Here is a 15,731-nt window from a genome sequence, read left to right on the forward strand (position 1 = left end):
AAGCATGCCGCTACCAGCCATCAACAGAAAAGAAATGCTGAACTCGGTATTGAACAGCTACTCGCAGGTGTTTTTCTCGGGCTCAAAACTTCTGGCTGTGCTACTCATCATTATCAGTTTCTTTGATTACGGTGCCGGCATCGGCGGACTGCTGGCGGTGCTGGTGGCCAATACACTGGCGTGGGGACTTGGGTACAACCGCTACTTCATCAGCACGGGTTTGTACGGCTACAATGCCTTGCTTGTAGGGCTGGGAGTTGGCCTGTTCTACCAGCCTTCTCCCGAAGTGTTTTTACTGATCGGAATTGCGGCAGTAGTTACTTTTTTCATCACCATCGTTTTCCAGGGAGTGTTGTACAAATACGGTCTGCCGTTTTTGAGTATCCCGTTTTTGTTTGGAATCTGGATCGTGGCCTTATCCGGGAGCGACTTGTCGGCACTGAACATCAGCGAACGAGGCATTTACACTTACAATGAACTGTACTCTATTGGCGGACAAAGTTTTGTCAATTTCTACGATTTTCTTGAGAATAACATCCGAAGTTCCTTCATTCGGATTTACTTCCATTCACTGGGCGCCATCTTTTTTCAAAGCCATTTATTAGCCGGAATTATCATTTCAATTGGATTGCTGATTTACTCGCGAATTACTTTTGTGTTATCGTTGCTCGGCTTCACCGTTGCCTACCTGTTCTATCACATTGTGGGCATCGAATTCAACTCACTGGGCTACACATTTATCGGATTCAACTACATCCTGACCGCCATTGCTTTGGGAGGTTATTACCTGATACCCGGACGAGTAAGTTATGCCTGGATAATTTTGATGCTTCCCGCAGTGGTACTGGTTACCACCAGCACACAGCAGATCTTTTTATTGCTTAGAATTTCCGCTTATTCGCTTCCTTTCAACATTGTGGTACTGATGTTTCTGTATGCGTTAAAACTGCGCGAAAAACGGCCACGCAAGCTAATGGAAACGCCGGTTCAACTCGGAAATCCGGAGAAAAACCTCTACCTGTATTCGGGTAACCTGAAACGTTTTCCGGCGGCTTTCCCTGTTTCTGCCAGTCTTCCGTTTTTTGGCGAATGGACCGTAAGCCAGGGGCACAGCGGAGAATACACCCACAAAGGACAATGGAAACATGCCTGGGATTTTGTGATCACCGACCGAAACGGACAACAATTTAAAGGTTCAGGCGATTATCATGAAGATTATTTCTGTTTTGGGAAAGCAGTTGTTGCCCCGTTTGACGGAACCGTTGTTGAAGCAGTGAATCATGTGGAGGACAACACAATCGGTGACGTGAATACACGCGAGAATTGGGGTAATACCGTCATCATCCAGCACAACGATATACTGTATGCCAAATTAAGTCACTTAAAATATCACTCACTGGAGGTAAAGGTGGGCGACCAGGTGAAAAAGGGCCAGATCCTCGGAAGGTGCGGAAATTCAGGTCGTTCGCCCTATCCACACCTGCACTTCCAGTTTCAGGCAACGCCCTACATTGGCTCACTCACACTCGACTATCCGTTTGGCAATTACCTTCTGAAACAAAAGAACGGTTTTACGCTCAAAAGTTTTGACTTCCCTGAAAAGGACGTCGTCGTGGTGAATCCCATCAAAAATGAAACGCTTGCCAAAGCCCTGCATTTTATTCCGGGGCAGCGGATAAAAGTGAATGTTGAAGTGGATTCAGCAAAAAGCAAATGGGAAAACATGACCGGAGAATATTCGTGGATGGTTCAAACCGATGTGTACAACAACACCTTCCTTCAATGTGAAAAGGATGACGGGATTGCCTACCTCTACAATAACGACGAGCTCCACTATTTCACCAACTTTACAGGAACAAGGTACTCTCCGCTGTACTGGTTTTTTATCGCGCTGTTTAAAGTTCCTACCGGATTTCTTCCTAACAGTAAAATACAGGATACTATCCCGGTAAATCTGATGTTTTCAGGTCCTTTACAATTTCTGCAGGATTTTGTTGCTCCTGTTTATTTATTCCTGAATACCGATTATCAATTAACGATGAAAGATGCCGGAGATATCCTTTCATCTGGCGACCTGGAAATGGGAGCAAGTATCAGTAAAAATATTCTGGGAAAATCGGTGCGTTCGTACGAAATCGGCGTACGGATAAACACAGAAAGCCAGATAGAAATAAATGTAATTTTTAACGAAGCCAAGATCAAACTAATATGTCAAAACGAATTGGAATCACTCTGATATTTCTTTCTGTTATGTATGTGCTGAATGCGCAGCAAAAATGGAATTATCCCGAGGTGGACAAGAAATCGTACGAACTGTTTCTGCAAAAAGACTGGAAACAGTTGGTCGCCTTTAACGACTCGGCACGTCAAAACGGAATCGACTATTTCAACCTGCAGGCCCGAACCGGGATTGCCTGGTACAACCTGGGGAAATACCGGAAATCAAGCAAATGGTTTTTGAAAAGCTGGGAAACCGATCAGCAAATGGAGTGGCTGCAGGAATACCTGTATTACAGTTTGGTTTATGCGGGAAGACCGACCGAAGCCGGAAGAGTTGCCAACGATTTTACGGTTGCACTTCAGGAAAAAATCAACTACCAGAAAATGCAGCCCCTGCGAATGGCATTGGAAGCAGGCTTCAGTTTTAATGCCGATTTCGATCAGCTTAAAACAAGTCAGTTGCTTAATGACGCCCTAGTAGGCAGCGATTACGGCGAGGCATTTTTTCTGAAAAACTATCATTTTGGTTCGGTGGATTATAGTCACCGCCTTGCTCCGGGCCTGAACCTGAACCACAATTTCACCTACATTGGCGTAAACCGCGAGGAACAGCTCTTTTGGGGATCGGAATACAACTTTCCGATGGACATTCAGCAATACCAGTATTTTCTGAGCCCGCATTTTGCCCTTGGGAAATGGTATTTTTCGCCATCCTTAAATTTCGTATGGGGAAACTACGATCTGGTGCTGGGAAACTACGATCCCGGCACATTTTACACGGCAAGAAGAAAGTATTCTGATTTCATTTTCTCCACTTCCACGTGGACACACTGGGGAAACTTGTCGCCCGGAGCCGAAATAAACCTCGCCAACATCAACGACAGAAGTTTTACCCAGGCTTCGGCATGGCTGACGTTTTACCCGCTATCAAATACTCGTTTGTACTTCACTCCGCGGGTATACTTTAAAGGCAATTCGGAAAACAGTTTCAGCTACAACACCTTTGGTTTATCGGGCGGATTTCAGCTGGGGCAGTTTCATTTTTACGGCAATTACCTGGATGGAGAAATGGAAAACTTTGTGGAATCAGGCGGTTATGTAATCGCCAATTTCCCCGGACAATCCACACGTAAATTTATGGGCAGTGTTTATTTCCCTTTTGCCAAAAGATACCAGTTTGTGGTGCGCTACCTCAACCAGGATGTGACAGAGAAATACCAGGTGTACCGCAACGCCATCCCCGATAATTTTATTGAATACAGTTATATCAAACAAACCATTACAGCAGGAATATCATGGAACTTTTAGGAAGAAAATTACTCGCGTTGCTGATTCTTTCAACAGCCGCTCTTCAAATATTTGCTCAAACCAACCAGCAAGCTCTTGAAGCTGCGTTCGACAAAAGCTACACACTGGAAAAAACAGGCGATTTCTCCGCCTCGATGGATCCGTTAAAACAGGTTTACGATGAATCTTCGTACGAAATCAATCTGAGATTGGGGTGGCTGAATTACAATGCAGGACTTTTCGATGAATCCATCATTTTTTATTCGAACGCACAAAAGCTAAAACCTTACGCCGAAGAAGCGCGCTTTGGACTGATTTTACCATTGGCTGCGCTGGGCCGTTGGGACGAAGTGATTGGCATTTACGATAAAATTCTGGAGATCCACCCAAACAATACTGTTGCCATGTACCGGCTGGGTTTGGTTTATTACGGCCGGAAAGATTACAACAAAGCTTATCCGCTCTTTAAAAAGGTAGTCGATCTGTATCCGTTTGGCTACGACGGTCTTCTGATGTTGGGCTGGACTTCGTACTTCCTTGGAAATTACAACCAGGCGAAGGTGTTGTTCAACAAGGTGAAACTTTACAATCCGGGAGATGCGTCGGCGGAGGAAGGGCTGAAACTCATCCAATAAAAATATCAACCAATGAAGGAATCAATCTTCGCTTTCGTTTTTGCATTGGCTTACTTTTGCAGCCAGGCACAGGTGACTCTGGATCACACGTACAACTACTCGGCAACCGTTGTGAAATTCGAAACCCTCGGCTACAAATACTTCCTGATGGATGTTCCGCGCGCGGAATGCCGCATTTACAACATGGATCATTCGTTGTACAAAACGATTGCATGTGCTGTTCCATCGGGCTGCTATCTGTTCGACATTAAATTTCTTTCTGAAAAAACCTTTGACAACGATGCCGAAATTGAGCTTCTTTACTCGTATTACAAATATTATTCAGGATCGGATTACTACGATTACGACACGAAGATCATCAACGAAGACGGCAGCCAGATTGTGTTTATCGACGGGGCACTGTACAACTACATCAACAAAACGGGCGAAGACGAGTACAAACTCTTTTCGTATTGTTACAATTTCTCCACTTCCCCTGAAGTGATCTGGACCAACATTTATTCTTTACCCGGAGCTCCGGTTCTCAATGCGTCGGTTTTGAAATCAGCCGAAGACTGGTCGCTGAATGCTTATCCAAATCCGGGGAGTGAAACCGTAAAAGTTGCTTATTCTCTCCCGACCAATGTATTCTCGGCCACTTTGCACCTGGTTGATCATTCAGGGCGACCGATCCATCAATTTACTGTTGATCGTTATTCCGATCACCTGGATTTAAACGTCTCCACCCTGACGAGCGGAGTTTACATGTATTTTATTGAATCGGAAGGACAAAAGTCTTCGGCTCAAAAACTGGTAGTTCAATAGAAATCAGGCCAGTTTTATTTTTATTTTTGCCAGCAACCAGCTCAACATCAGCGAAACAGATAAAATTCCACTAAACCAGAGTGGAAATCTACCAAGCTGCTGTGTTTGGTAAATGGCGGTTGCTATATTCCCGATGATCAGCCACTGCACCACATAAATGAGGGTGATGTTTTTGCCCATCCAGGCCAGAAATTGTTCAATCCAACTTAGCCGAAATTTCTTCACGAGCAGGTAAAAAATGGCGGTCCAGATGATTAGTAATCCCAGTGCCCACCATCCATATTTAAAACTGTGGTGATAGTAAGCCGGTAAGTTGACAGAAGTAGTAAAGCCCATTTTGCTAAAATAGATCACCGCTGCCACCAAAAGCACAAAGATGGAAACGGCCCATTCTTTTTTTCTGCTTATGAATTGCTTGATACTGTCCTCTGCGAAAAAGAAGAAGTAGCCTGCCAATGGATAAGCCAGCCAAGGAAACAGGGGAAAATAAGACCAGGAATAATTTCCGCCGATAAAAGGCGTAATATAATTTCGTTCCGGAAAAGTCAGCATTTCATTTACCGGGCCGCTCAATAGCAAAACACTCAACAACAACAGCAAAGAAATAATCGCTTGATTTTTTCGGATGCGCTTTAACACAGAAAGAAAAACTATACTCAATCCGGCGAGGTAAAGTATATCCACTCCAAAAATGTATTCCAACGGATTGTAAGGCCAGCCGGCATATTTGATCTTCAGCAGCAAATGAAAATTCAGTCCGATATTCAGGAAAAATCCGAGAAGAAAGATCTTTACGCCTCTTAATAAAGTCTGCGCGATGGTCTTTTGGCTTTTTGCCACAAAGTATCCCATTACGATCATAAAAACCATGGCAGTGAAGGGGCCGCCAAGAAAAAGCGAAACCTTCCCAACGATGGATGCCCGGCCTGCATAATCGATAAAAAGCTCCATAATGTGCACCTGAATCATAAATAATATGGCCAGGCCTTTCAGCAAATCAGGTATGCGTAATCTTTTCATTTTTGGAGGATCAATTGTTCCGACATCCGCTTTGATTTCCACGATTCCGGAATTGTCTTCCGCCCTGCTGCTTGCAATTATTTGAATTGGGCGCAGCGTTTATACAATTACCGTGATTCCCGCTTTGATTGACAGCACCCACAATAGCCGAATACGTTTCCTGATCGAGCACCTTTGGAACATATTCCAAATCTCTCCACGACAATTGCCGGGTAAAGGCACGCAGGTGATTTTCAGATCCGCGCAGCAAATTGGAATAAACGGAAGAAATGGCATCGTTTGAACTTATTGCGAGTAGTTCTTTCAGATCGAGAATATCAACCTCTTCAATATACGCTCCCACTTCAAGTGCTGCCAGTAAGGATTCACTTCCCCGGCTCACAAGCGAGTCATAAAGCGCAGCCAACTCCCGGCTTTTGAACTTCCCGGCTTCTGGATATGCCGGATCGTTCAACTCAAAAGTTTCCAGTAAATAGCCCATTGCTTCAAAGTGCCTGCTTTCGCTGCCAGAGATATTGCTGAATGGTTGTAATTGCCATTTCTCGTACAAAAAAGTATAAACATCGTGTGCCAGTTTTTCTTCTTCCCGCATCAGCAAAATCCCTTCTTTCTCAGAAGCCGGTAAAGACACATTTTGCGAATACCCGCTTAACTGCAATGCGAGGAAGAGCAGGTTTGCCAAAGTGAATATTGTTGTCTTCATATTTTGGATGTTTTGTTTTGAGTTAGACACTCTTATTCTGAAAAACTTGTGCAAAAAAAAAGCTCCGGATTTCCACCCGAAGCTTTTACAACTAACTGTTAATCTTATGAAATTCTACTTGCTTTATCCTGCATTGGGACCGGTTCCGTCGCAAACACCGGTTCCGGGCGTGAATGTTCCGGTTGAAGTATCCGGATCTTCCTCATCATCCGTTGAACTACCAGCCAAAATCGCATCAAAATCTTCCTGGCTAAGCACTGTTGGAACATCGCTTACTCCGTAACGACTGAGAATTCCGGTAAAAGCTTTGAGATGGAAAGTTGATCCCCTCAAAAGATTCCCATACACTCTTTTAATCGTCTCGTTGTCTGTCGCCTCAATCAGTTTCTGCAAATCAGCAATATCTGTTTCTTCGATCAAAGCACCTGCCTTCAACGCTTCTGTCAGACTTACACTTCCCTTCTCTACCAGATCGGAGAACATGGTCTGAAATGCTTCATTTGTAAACTCTCCTACGCCGTCAAGCGCCGGATCCTCCACATTAAACCCATCCAACAAATAGGCAACAGCATTTGCGTGGGCGCTTTCACTATTGGAGATGTTTTTAAAGACGATGTGTCCAAACTTACCGTAGAAAGTCACATACACATCGTGCGCCAGCTTTTCTTCTTCACGCATTAAAAGTAAGCCGGCTTCTTCTTCTGCCCTCAGATCAGCAGTGAATACACAGCTGTCGCCAAGTACTTCTGCCATTTCCGTACTTTTCACCTCGTTTTCCAGCGTCAATAACTCTTCAACCGGATCATCCGACTTGGAACAGGCACCGGCAATCAAAGCCAAACCTGCCACCATCAGAAATGCATTTTTTGCTTTCATAATAAATTCGTTTTAAATGATTAATGATTTATTTATCAATCCGGTAGTAAGTTTTTAGTTATTGAAGCGGCATGTTCCGCGCCCGGCCTGGTTCCAGCCCCGGTTCGACTGCGCATTAACGCAGGCGTTTCCCTGTCCGCGGCCGCGTTTGCCTCCATTGCCGTTTCTCCGGCCAACATTTTGGTTTCTTCCCGTTCCGGCATTCGCCTGCAACTGATCATATCTTTTTTGCTGATCTTCGGTAAGAAGCCCTCTTACTGCGTTGCGATGTGCTTCCACGGTTTTAAGCATCTCGGTTCTGATCTCGCTTTTCTCAACAGCATTGGCAGTGGAACGGCGTTTGGTCCGCAACTCATCCATTGTTCCCATGTGCTTCTCATTCAAAGCGTTGATTTGGGACTGTTGATCTTCGGTTAAATCCGAAATGTAATTCAAACAGGTTCCTTTTTGCTGGTTTACATTCCTGTTTCCTTGTCTACCTCCTTGAGCGAATGCAGTTGAGGCACTTAGCGCCAGGGCAAAGAACACCCAGGCAATCTTTTTAAAGTTGCTCGTTTTCATTGTTTTACGATTTAAAAAATTATGATTTTTGTTGATTCCGTTACGTCGTTTCGAAACGGCTATTGATACTTTATATGAATTATTTTATTGACCTTTTCCTCCCCGATGTCTATGTCCGCGCTGCGGCAATGCAATTTCCTCTTTCGACTTGGAAACCGTCATAAAAATCTCTTTCAGCTTCTCCTGCTGAGCACTGTCGCACACGGCTTTCATTCGCAGATAATAGTTCATTGTAATCTCTTTCAGCTCTGAATGATGCCCTCCAACTTCCTGAGCAATGGAGTCGAGCCGTTCCTGAGAAGGCGAGTCTTTCCCCATCTCCTCTACCATTTGAACGCGCAACTCCTCCAGTTCGTCCGACTCCCGGCGTGCACTCCGGTTAAATTCACGGTTCAGTTCCCGAAAAACATCCAACTGGTCCGGGCTCAGGTTCAGCTGCTCCCTGAAAAAACGTGTTCGCTGTTCCGACGGAATTTCCTCCTGCTGTATGCTTACTTCTTCAGCAGCCTTTGTTTCCTGATGCCGGTGATACCAGAACGAAATGCCCATGGAAAGATTCGTTGCCACCAGAATCACGATGATCCAGATAAGAATGCGGTATGTATTCCTGGTTCTCATAGCTATTCCATTAAAAAGGTTTCCAAAGGTTCCACATCCATTTCATTCAGATAAGGCACCATTTCCTGCTCAGCAGTAAACGCCGACCCTGTTTTTGCTCCGGTAGCTCCCATTTTTACTCCTCCGTAAACTCCCAAAATCAAAATAATGGAAAAAGCCACGGGCTGAAGCACCCGAACCAATACCAAGCTGCGGATTCCGCTTGGCTGAATTTCTGATTGGCGGTCGAGTTTTGCTTTTACGCGTGTATAGAAATAAGGATTGACTTCCGAAACTTTTTCTGTTTCCAAAATACTGAGCGTCTTTCTCATTTCTTCCGCAAAAAGAGCACACTCCGGACAAGCAGCCAGGTGTTCCCGAACCGCTTTCATCTCCGGTTCCGGAAGCTCTCTTTCGAGAAAGAAAATTAGTTTGCTATGTACTGCCTTACACTTCATTTTATCAGTATTTGTTTATATGACACATTCATTACCAAAAACTTGCGCTACATACACTTCTTTTTGTAGCATTTGTATAATTTTTTCTGAAGGTTCTTCTTTGCCCGAAACAAAAGCGACTCTACCGATGATACCGACATCTCCATCACTTCTGAAATTTCCTGGTAAGAAAGCTCTTCGTACTTGTTCAACGTAAAGGCTACCTTCTGGTTTTCGGGCAAACTGTTGATGGCCTCCTGCAATATTACTGCACGTTGTTTGTTCTCCATCTCATAGCCGGGATGATCTGCCGGAGAAGATTCAACCTGAAGGATCTGCCGGTTTCTGGCTTCCACATCTTTCTCAAACGACTGGAACCATTTGTGTTTTTTGTTGTCGCGGATGTGATTCAGCGAACGGTTAACGGCAATCCGGTACAACCAGGTAGAAAGTTTGGAGTCGGCCCTGAATTGCTGAATGGAACGGTACACTTCAATAAAAACATCCTGTGCAATGTCTTCGGCATCTTCGCGATTGTGAACCAGCCCGAAGCAGGTGTTCACCACCAAGCGCTGATGGCTCTCAACCAGTTTCCGGAAAGCTGTTTCGCTGCCCTGCTTTAGTTGTTCTATGATTTCCTGATCCGACATTAAGACGTGAAAATTACAACAAATGAACGTTGCTTGGAGTTATTTTGAAATCAAATTATACACATCGCGCGGAGGAATATTATTGTTTTCTCCAATCGTCCGAAGCGTTTGTCCTTTTTCGGCTTCAATGTTGTTTTCCTTCAGGACTGCCAGAATTTCATCGGTGCTTTTCCCCAGTTCCGAAGCAAATTCTTCCAGTGTTTTGCGGCCCACTCCGCTTCCCTGCATGGCGTTGCCTGCCGGTTTCGAAATCACTCCGTAAATATCCATTGGAGTGGTATTGTTGGCATTGGCTATTTCCTGCAACGATTGCGAATGAACATTTTCAAAGCTGATTTTGTGGTTGTTCAGTTTTTGGGTGATCACTTCCACCGAATCCAGTTTTAGTTGCTCCGACAGTTCAGCCAGGGTAAGCAACTCGGCATGTGCCACCGGCGCACGTTCTTCAGTTTTCTCCCACGAGTTGGTAAGATCTTCGCCCAGTGCCATCACATTCTGAAACGGAGGCAGCGAAAACACTGTTCCGAAAAAGAACACAAGCATAAAAGCGGAGGATAGCAACAACTCGCGTTTTCGGCGAAAAGTACCTGTTGACTTCGACCGGAAATACGATAGAAATACTTTCCAATTGGCCGAGAAAAGATGAAAAACAGACAAGACGATAAACCCTAACGAGAAAACGGTATGAATGGCTTGCCATTCTTCTTTTGTAAATCCCCACAAAGCCCAGTTTACCCAATGCGCATACCGGCCCGGAGGCGAAACATACAAAATGATTCCCGAAACAAGGAGTACAATCATTGCGTAACTAAGCCCAAAACTTATAAACGCACGCCAGCTAAATTTTTTCATCTTACAATTGAAATTAAGTTCATATCAACCGTAAGACACCGACTCTTCAAAAAACTTGCGCTCTTATTTCGAAGGATCTGATTTTTGATCGTGGTAAGGCGATTCGAGCTTTCTTCCCTGGAATATAAAACGCTCCGACATGAGTTTCAAAATTTCGTTGGCCGTACTTTCAATGGGCTTGTTGGAAACGTTGATGACGGTAAAGCCGCCCTTGTCGAACACAAACATGGCATTCCGTATTTCCTCGCGCACGGCGTTTTGATCGACGTACGAATCACTGCGGTGGTTGTTCCAGCCCTGTATTCTTTTCATGCGGTGGGCAATCAGCTGCCCGGCTCCAATGTGTAATCCAAAAACCCGGTTCGGATCGATTTCAAACAGCTCATCAGGCGGCTGAACACCGGGAACCAGGGGTACATTGGCTACTTTCCAGCCATACATGGCCAGGTAAACGCTCAAGGGTGTTTTTCCGGCCCGGGAAACACCGGTCAGCACAATTTCGGCCTGTTGAAGTCTTTGGGGGCTCATGCCATCGTCGTGCGACAAAGTATATTCAATAGATTCAATCCGGTCAAAATATTGCTGGTTTAATTCGCGGTACAATCCCGGATGCTGCAAAGGTTCCACATTCAGGGTCCGGTCAAGATAGCGGGCCAAATCGCCCATCAGATCAATCACTTCCACATTAAATTCGTTGGCCAGTTCGTTGATCCTCTTCCGGAGAAAAGGATTTACCATGGTGTGTGTAATAAGCCCGCCTTCGCTTTTGGCGCGCATTACAACGTCAAAGACCATGTCTTCGGTGTTAACTCCGCCAATAATCTCAACCGGGATTTTATTATCAGGATACTGTATCAGAATTGATTGGAGCAGATTATTTCCGGCAATCCCGCGACCACCGGAAACTACATAAATAGGGGCATTCTTTTTCTTTCTCATCGGTTATAATTGTTTTATTTCAACGGCTTCGTCTGGAATTAGCTCCTCTTCATTTATCGGAGCATTTCCGTACATGCTTTCATTCGTTTTGGTTGATGTGAAACGAAATTCAGCATGACTCATTCCATCCTCAAGCACGTTGCATGGCTTTACTATTGTTTCTTAAAAACACGCAAATCAATGCAGTGTTCTACAAATATGACTCTCTTTGCCAACTTTTTCTAAGAGATTAATCAGGATTGAGCGTCATTTTAAATTTTGTTGCTTTTTCTACTTCTGCTTTGCTGAAAGGATCGGCATGATACTGATTCTGCAAATACATCTCCGTTTGATCGAGGTAAAAGCCGCTCGCCGGAATTCCACTGGTACCGGTTGGGATGATGGTTTCAGAACGGTCCCAGTTGCCGGCGTCAAAAATATGGCGCTCCGAAGCTCCGTTATTTGCTTTGTACAGGTTTTGGTACGAATAGGTATACGGACAAACCGTGTGAAAACTTCCCGGAACAGGGAAAGGCCCACGGTTGAGTTTCAACACCTTGTTCAATGCATTTACCACTCCCAGCGGATGGCTCATCGTGAAAGTGTGCAGTTTTCCCCACTGCCATTCATCCACATCGGTTCCCAACTCCGCCGAAAGCTCCTGCACTGTTTCAACAAACGACTGTTGTATACAGTCATCCAGGGTTTCTTTCTCTGCAGTATTTTTATTATCGATCCACTCAGAATTCCCGTCAGCAAGCACATTCATCAACAGGTTTTCCAGCAGCATTCGCTCGCCTTTTATCTTTTCAAATAACTCCGGAGAAAGCTCATCTTTTACCAGGTTCTCCATCACTTTCCGGTACAGCACTTCAAACACCGAAGTGGCCTGACTTTCGCGTGTTAACTCAAAATTCCACGAAAGCAATTTATCCAAGGCCGCTTTTTCGGTAGCCGGCCAGGCCGTTTCCTTTTGCAAGGATGTCAGAAAAACCGGGGTCATACGCTCCGCCGTTTTCGATTTTACATCGGCCTGCATAGCTTTGAAGTCTTCCACACCCAGTTTCTCCTTTTCTTCCAGCATCTCGCGAATACGATCGATGCGGCTTGGCGTGGCAAACCAGTGACTGATGTAATGCGGAAATCCTTCGGGTACCGTTTTGTTGTTGGCCGAAGAAACATAGCCTCTTTCCGGGTTGTATTCGTAAGGCAGTTCGTCAAAAGGAACCAGCCCTTTCCAGTCGTATTTGCTGCTGTCACCCGGATAAATCTCGATACCCGAACCTTCACGAACGGGGATTCCGGCGGTACACTGCAAGCCAATGTTTCCATCCACATCGGCATACACCACATTCTGGCTAACCGAAATAAAAGTGCTCATTGCATCACGAAAATCATCCCAGTTCTTTGCCCTGTTCACTAGGTACACCGTTCGGATCTCGTTACTCATTTCGTTACCCAGCCAACGAACCGACAAGGGCATTTCTTTTTCCTTTTTAATGCGGTTCACAATCGGGCCCCGATGTGTAAACTTCAGTTCTGTCTGAATGGAATCACCTTCTTTGGTTTTTATGGTTTCGGGCTGAATCATCAGGTCTTTCCAGGCGCCATCGAACCAGTATTTTGTGGAGTCTTCGTTCAATTTCTCCCGGTAAAAATCAAGATCATCGAGCATTACATTGGTCATTCCCCAGGCAATCCGGTCGTTGTGCCCCGCAATTACAAAGGGCTGCCCCGGAACTACCACCCCGGTTACATCCAGCTTCCCGTCAACCACCTGGTGCATTTGATACCAAATTCCCGGAGCAAACAGCCCAAGGTGCATATCGTTGGCCAGCAAAGGCATTCCGGTTTTACTTTTTTTACCGGCCACCGCCCAATTGTTGCTGCCGTTAAAAATTTCAATGCCCAAATCTTTTAACTTTTGAGTGGCCGAAAGCAAAGTGGAGCCTGCGTCAATCCGGTTGTTTCCGAATGCCTCAAAAACACTTGTTTTATGTTCAGCCAGATCGGGGATCATCGTTGCGATCATCGAATCAGGCACCTCGGCCCGGAGCTGGTGCAAAAAATATTCAGTGCCCCATCCCATCGACAGGTCCCACGACATGTAACCGATCAGGTTGATGGAATGCACCGGCTCCCACCACTCGGGCTGGTAGCCCAGCACCTTGAACTCGGGCGGAAGCGGAAACTGAGCCATGTACTGGTTCACCCCGTCAGCAAAAGATTGAAGTGCCGATACAATTTCGGGATCGGAATGTTTCAGAATTTTCTGCGACTTTTCCTGAATCCGCAAGGCACGCATCAACAAATCGGTTTCTGCCTGGTCTTTCCCCAGTATTTCGGACAAACGCCCTTGTGTTACCCGCCGCAACAAGTCCATTTGCCACAGGCGGTCCTGCGCCATGGCAAACCCAATGGCACGGTACAAATCAGAATCTGATTTCGCATAAATATGAGGGATCCCGTGTGTGTCGCGCAATATTTCAACTTCCGACTGCAAACCATACAAAACAAAACTTTTGTTGTAGTCGGGAACAGCTGCCTTTTTTAGGTATTGAACAAAAAAAACACCTGCGATAAGTGCAAGTACAATCAGAATAAGCAGAGAGAGCAAAACACGCTTAATGTTTTCCATAAACAGTGAGTTAGTTTATTGACCGATAAGTGAATCCTGAATAATTTTTATATTTCCACTGTAAGGAAACTAATTTTTGAATAAAAACCTACAAAAATCAGTTTTGCATCGGGAGCCGTTCGCCCTTTGACTCACTTGCTCACCCATTTTTTTCATTTGACAATTCAGATTTCTAATGAAAAAATCCTAAGTTCGTTCAACCTTAAAATTAGATCAAAACGAATGAAGAAATTAATTATCCTTTTTTTCCTGGCAACTTACGCCCTTGCAGGCTATGCACAGGAAGCCGACAAGATCCTCGGGATCTGGTGGAACGAAGAAAAAACTTCGAAAATTCAGATCGAAAAGAAAGACGGTAAGTTTATTGGCACCATCGTGTACATGATTCCCGAGAAATACAAAAACGGAGAAGCACCCAAAGACGATAAAAACCCGGAAGAAAGCCTTCGCGAGCGCCCGCTTGTTGGAGTTCAGATCCTGGATGGCTTCGTGTACAGTTCCGATAACAAAGAGTGGAAAGAAGGACGCATTTACGATCCGAAGTCAGGAAAAACCTATGATTGCTATGCCTGGTTTGAAAACGACAACCTGCTCAAACTAAAAGGCTTTGTCGCCGGCATTCGCTGGATGGGCAAAAGCTCGGAATGGTATCGGACTACGCTTTAGTTTAAAGTTTTGAGTTCAGTGTTCAGAGTTGTTCCGAAATTCTTTGAACTCTGAACTTTAAACTCTAAACTCACCTACCCTGATACCTGCACATCGAATCCGGCATTCCGGACACGTTCTGCAATGGCATTCAGTTCTTTTAACGAAACTTTCTGAAGCGTGTCAACCGGAGTGTCGCGGGCAATGGTGTAGATCATTACCTGGCGTGGTTTGATTTTTTTGAGTAATTCAAGCCATGCCGAAATCTCCGCTTCGGTGGTGTTGTCCAAAGCCTGTCCTTTAAAGCTTCCTCGGATAAACATGGTTTGGATGATCACTTTCCCGTTGAAAGCAACCAACTGCTCAATGGTTTGCTGAAAATTGAAAGAACCTTTGGGGCAATCGATGATTTTTACGGTTTCTTCAAACGCCGAGTCCAGCTTTTGGATGTTGTCTTTGATTTTCAGCAAGGCATCAAAAACCGGTTTCCGGTGGATCATGGTAGCATTCGAAAGCACCGCGATCCGGGCTTCGGGCGCCAGCGAATTACGCAGCTCAATGGTATCGTCGATTATCCCGGCAAATTCGGGATGAAGCGTTGGCTCCCCGTTACCGGCAAAAGTAATTACATCGGGCAACTGTCCTTCGGCACCCATTTCCTTAAGCTTTGTTTCCAACCGGGTTTTTACCTCCTCCCGCGCAGGAAGCGATACTTTCTCTTCGTATTCTTTGGGCGTAAAACCACACTCACAGTAAATACAGTCGAACGAACAAACCTTTGCCTGCGTAGGCAGAAGATTTATACCCAAAGAAACCCCCAACCGGCGGCTTTTCACAGGGCCGAATATTATTTTATCAAATAAAAAAGTTGCCATAAACGATCACCGG

16 protein-coding genes are annotated in these 15,731 nt (G+C 45.1%); 5 read left to right on the plus strand and 11 right to left on the minus strand.

What is annotated here, in order from left to right:
- Nucleotides 1-4 precede the first annotated feature (4 nt).
- Genes INQ51_RS22610 through INQ51_RS05220 form a run of 4 tightly spaced genes read left to right on the plus strand, consistent with a single transcriptional unit; the run spans nt 5 to nt 4,946 of the window.
- Nucleotides 5-2,236, plus strand: a complete 2,232-nt coding sequence (locus tag INQ51_RS22610; protein ID WP_317207954.1) for an urea transporter — start codon at nt 5-7, stop codon at nt 2,234-2,236.
- On the plus strand, nt 2,209-3,528 hold the full coding sequence (locus INQ51_RS05210; RefSeq protein WP_233376818.1) for a hypothetical protein: 1,320 nt from the start codon (nt 2,209-2,211) through the stop codon (nt 3,526-3,528). The genes INQ51_RS22610 and INQ51_RS05210 overlap by 28 nt, the downstream gene beginning before the upstream one ends.
- Nucleotides 3,516-4,142: a tetratricopeptide repeat protein gene (locus tag INQ51_RS05215; protein ID WP_233376819.1), complete on the plus strand. Its 627-nt coding sequence runs from the start codon at nt 3,516-3,518 to the stop codon at nt 4,140-4,142. Before INQ51_RS05210 ends, INQ51_RS05215 begins: the two co-directional genes overlap by 13 nt.
- 12 nt (nt 4,143-4,154) lie before the next feature.
- Nucleotides 4,155-4,946: a T9SS type A sorting domain-containing protein gene (locus INQ51_RS05220; protein WP_233376820.1), complete on the plus strand. Its 792-nt coding sequence runs from the start codon at nt 4,155-4,157 to the stop codon at nt 4,944-4,946.
- Nucleotides 4,947-4,949: 3 nt separating this feature from the next.
- Here INQ51_RS05220 and INQ51_RS05225 read toward each other — a convergent pair whose 3' ends face one another.
- The 10 genes from INQ51_RS05225 to INQ51_RS05270 all read right to left on the minus strand — a co-directional run bounded on the left by INQ51_RS05225 (nt 4,950) and on the right by INQ51_RS05270 (nt 14,198).
- The gene (locus INQ51_RS05225; protein ID WP_233376821.1) at nt 4,950-5,966 is read right to left on the minus strand and encodes an acyltransferase family protein; all 1,017 of its coding nucleotides are present in this window, start codon (nt 5,964-5,966) and stop codon (nt 4,950-4,952) included.
- Nucleotides 5,967-5,976: 10 nt separating this feature from the next.
- Nucleotides 5,977-6,669 carry a DUF2202 domain-containing protein gene (locus INQ51_RS05230; protein ID WP_233376822.1) on the minus strand — a complete coding sequence of 231 codons (693 nt, stop codon included), beginning with the start codon at nt 6,667-6,669 and terminating at the stop codon, nt 5,977-5,979.
- Nucleotides 6,670-6,792: 123 nt separating this feature from the next.
- Nucleotides 6,793-7,545: a DUF2202 domain-containing protein gene (locus tag INQ51_RS05235; protein WP_233376823.1), complete on the minus strand. Its 753-nt coding sequence runs from the start codon at nt 7,543-7,545 to the stop codon at nt 6,793-6,795.
- A gap of 54 nt (nt 7,546-7,599) precedes the next feature.
- Nucleotides 7,600-8,106: a Spy/CpxP family protein refolding chaperone gene (locus tag INQ51_RS05240; RefSeq protein WP_233376824.1), complete on the minus strand. Its 507-nt coding sequence runs from the start codon at nt 8,104-8,106 to the stop codon at nt 7,600-7,602.
- Between the two features lie 84 nt (nt 8,107-8,190).
- Complete coding sequence (locus INQ51_RS05245; RefSeq protein WP_233376825.1) at nt 8,191-8,724, minus strand: Spy/CpxP family protein refolding chaperone; 534 nt, start codon at nt 8,722-8,724, stop codon at nt 8,191-8,193.
- A 2-nt stretch (nt 8,725-8,726) separates the two neighbouring features.
- On the minus strand, nt 8,727-9,161 hold the full coding sequence (locus tag INQ51_RS05250; protein ID WP_233376826.1) for an anti-sigma factor family protein: 435 nt from the start codon (nt 9,159-9,161) through the stop codon (nt 8,727-8,729).
- A 47-nt stretch (nt 9,162-9,208) separates the two neighbouring features.
- Nucleotides 9,209-9,790 carry an RNA polymerase sigma factor gene (locus INQ51_RS05255; protein ID WP_233376827.1) on the minus strand — a complete coding sequence of 194 codons (582 nt, stop codon included), beginning with the start codon at nt 9,788-9,790 and terminating at the stop codon, nt 9,209-9,211.
- Between the two features lie 39 nt (nt 9,791-9,829).
- Nucleotides 9,830-10,642: a DUF4405 domain-containing protein gene (locus INQ51_RS05260; protein WP_233376828.1), complete on the minus strand. Its 813-nt coding sequence runs from the start codon at nt 10,640-10,642 to the stop codon at nt 9,830-9,832.
- Between the two features lie 63 nt (nt 10,643-10,705).
- Nucleotides 10,706-11,581 (minus strand): pyruvate, water dikinase regulatory protein, encoded by an 876-nt coding sequence (locus tag INQ51_RS05265; RefSeq protein ID WP_233376829.1) that lies wholly within the window; start codon nt 11,579-11,581, stop codon nt 10,706-10,708.
- Nucleotides 11,582-11,810: 229 nt separating this feature from the next.
- Entirely contained in the window at nt 11,811-14,198 is a 2,388-nt protein-coding gene (locus tag INQ51_RS05270) for a penicillin acylase family protein (protein WP_233376830.1), read from the minus strand.
- Nucleotides 14,199-14,420: 222 nt separating this feature from the next.
- Between INQ51_RS05270 and INQ51_RS05275 the strand changes: the two genes are divergently transcribed.
- Nucleotides 14,421-14,864: a DUF2147 domain-containing protein gene (locus INQ51_RS05275; protein WP_233376831.1), complete on the plus strand. Its 444-nt coding sequence runs from the start codon at nt 14,421-14,423 to the stop codon at nt 14,862-14,864.
- 74 nt (nt 14,865-14,938) lie between these two features.
- Here the strand turns inward: INQ51_RS05275 and INQ51_RS05280 are convergent, their stop codons facing one another.
- On the minus strand, nt 14,939-15,718 hold the full coding sequence (locus INQ51_RS05280) for a radical SAM protein (protein WP_233376832.1): 780 nt from the start codon (nt 15,716-15,718) through the stop codon (nt 14,939-14,941).
- Between the last annotated feature and the right edge of the window lie 13 nt (nt 15,719-15,731).

It is taken from the genome of Maribellus sp. CM-23 (assembly GCF_021354595.1).
Lineage (GTDB): Bacteria > Bacteroidota > Bacteroidia > Bacteroidales > Prolixibacteraceae > Draconibacterium.

Coding starts and splice junctions, on each gene's coding strand:
- INQ51_RS05280 (WP_233376832.1), bottom strand. CDS start 15,718: ATGGCAACTTTTTTATTTGATAAAATAATATTCGGCCCTGTGAAAAGC.
- INQ51_RS05245 (WP_233376825.1), bottom strand. CDS start 8,724: ATGAGAACCAGGAATACATACCGCATTCTTATCTGGATCATCGTGATT.
- INQ51_RS05260 (WP_233376828.1), bottom strand. CDS start 10,642: ATGAAAAAATTTAGCTGGCGTGCGTTTATAAGTTTTGGGCTTAGTTAC.
- INQ51_RS22610 (WP_317207954.1), top strand. CDS start 5: ATGCCGCTACCAGCCATCAACAGAAAAGAAATGCTGAACTCGGTATTG.
- INQ51_RS05225 (WP_233376821.1), bottom strand. CDS start 5,966: ATGAAAAGATTACGCATACCTGATTTGCTGAAAGGCCTGGCCATATTA.
- INQ51_RS05255 (WP_233376827.1), bottom strand. CDS start 9,790: ATGTCGGATCAGGAAATCATAGAACAACTAAAGCAGGGCAGCGAAACA.
- INQ51_RS05230 (WP_233376822.1), bottom strand. CDS start 6,669: ATGAAGACAACAATATTCACTTTGGCAAACCTGCTCTTCCTCGCATTG.
- INQ51_RS05215 (WP_233376819.1), top strand. CDS start 3,516: ATGGAACTTTTAGGAAGAAAATTACTCGCGTTGCTGATTCTTTCAACA.
- INQ51_RS05270 (WP_233376830.1), bottom strand. CDS start 14,198: ATGGAAAACATTAAGCGTGTTTTGCTCTCTCTGCTTATTCTGATTGTA.
- INQ51_RS05240 (WP_233376824.1), bottom strand. CDS start 8,106: ATGAAAACGAGCAACTTTAAAAAGATTGCCTGGGTGTTCTTTGCCCTG.
- INQ51_RS05265 (WP_233376829.1), bottom strand. CDS start 11,581: ATGAGAAAGAAAAAGAATGCCCCTATTTATGTAGTTTCCGGTGGTCGC.
- INQ51_RS05220 (WP_233376820.1), top strand. CDS start 4,155: ATGAAGGAATCAATCTTCGCTTTCGTTTTTGCATTGGCTTACTTTTGC.
- INQ51_RS05275 (WP_233376831.1), top strand. CDS start 14,421: ATGAAGAAATTAATTATCCTTTTTTTCCTGGCAACTTACGCCCTTGCA.
- INQ51_RS05235 (WP_233376823.1), bottom strand. CDS start 7,545: ATGAAAGCAAAAAATGCATTTCTGATGGTGGCAGGTTTGGCTTTGATT.
- INQ51_RS05250 (WP_233376826.1), bottom strand. CDS start 9,161: ATGAAGTGTAAGGCAGTACATAGCAAACTAATTTTCTTTCTCGAAAGA.
- INQ51_RS05210 (WP_233376818.1), top strand. CDS start 2,209: ATGTCAAAACGAATTGGAATCACTCTGATATTTCTTTCTGTTATGTAT.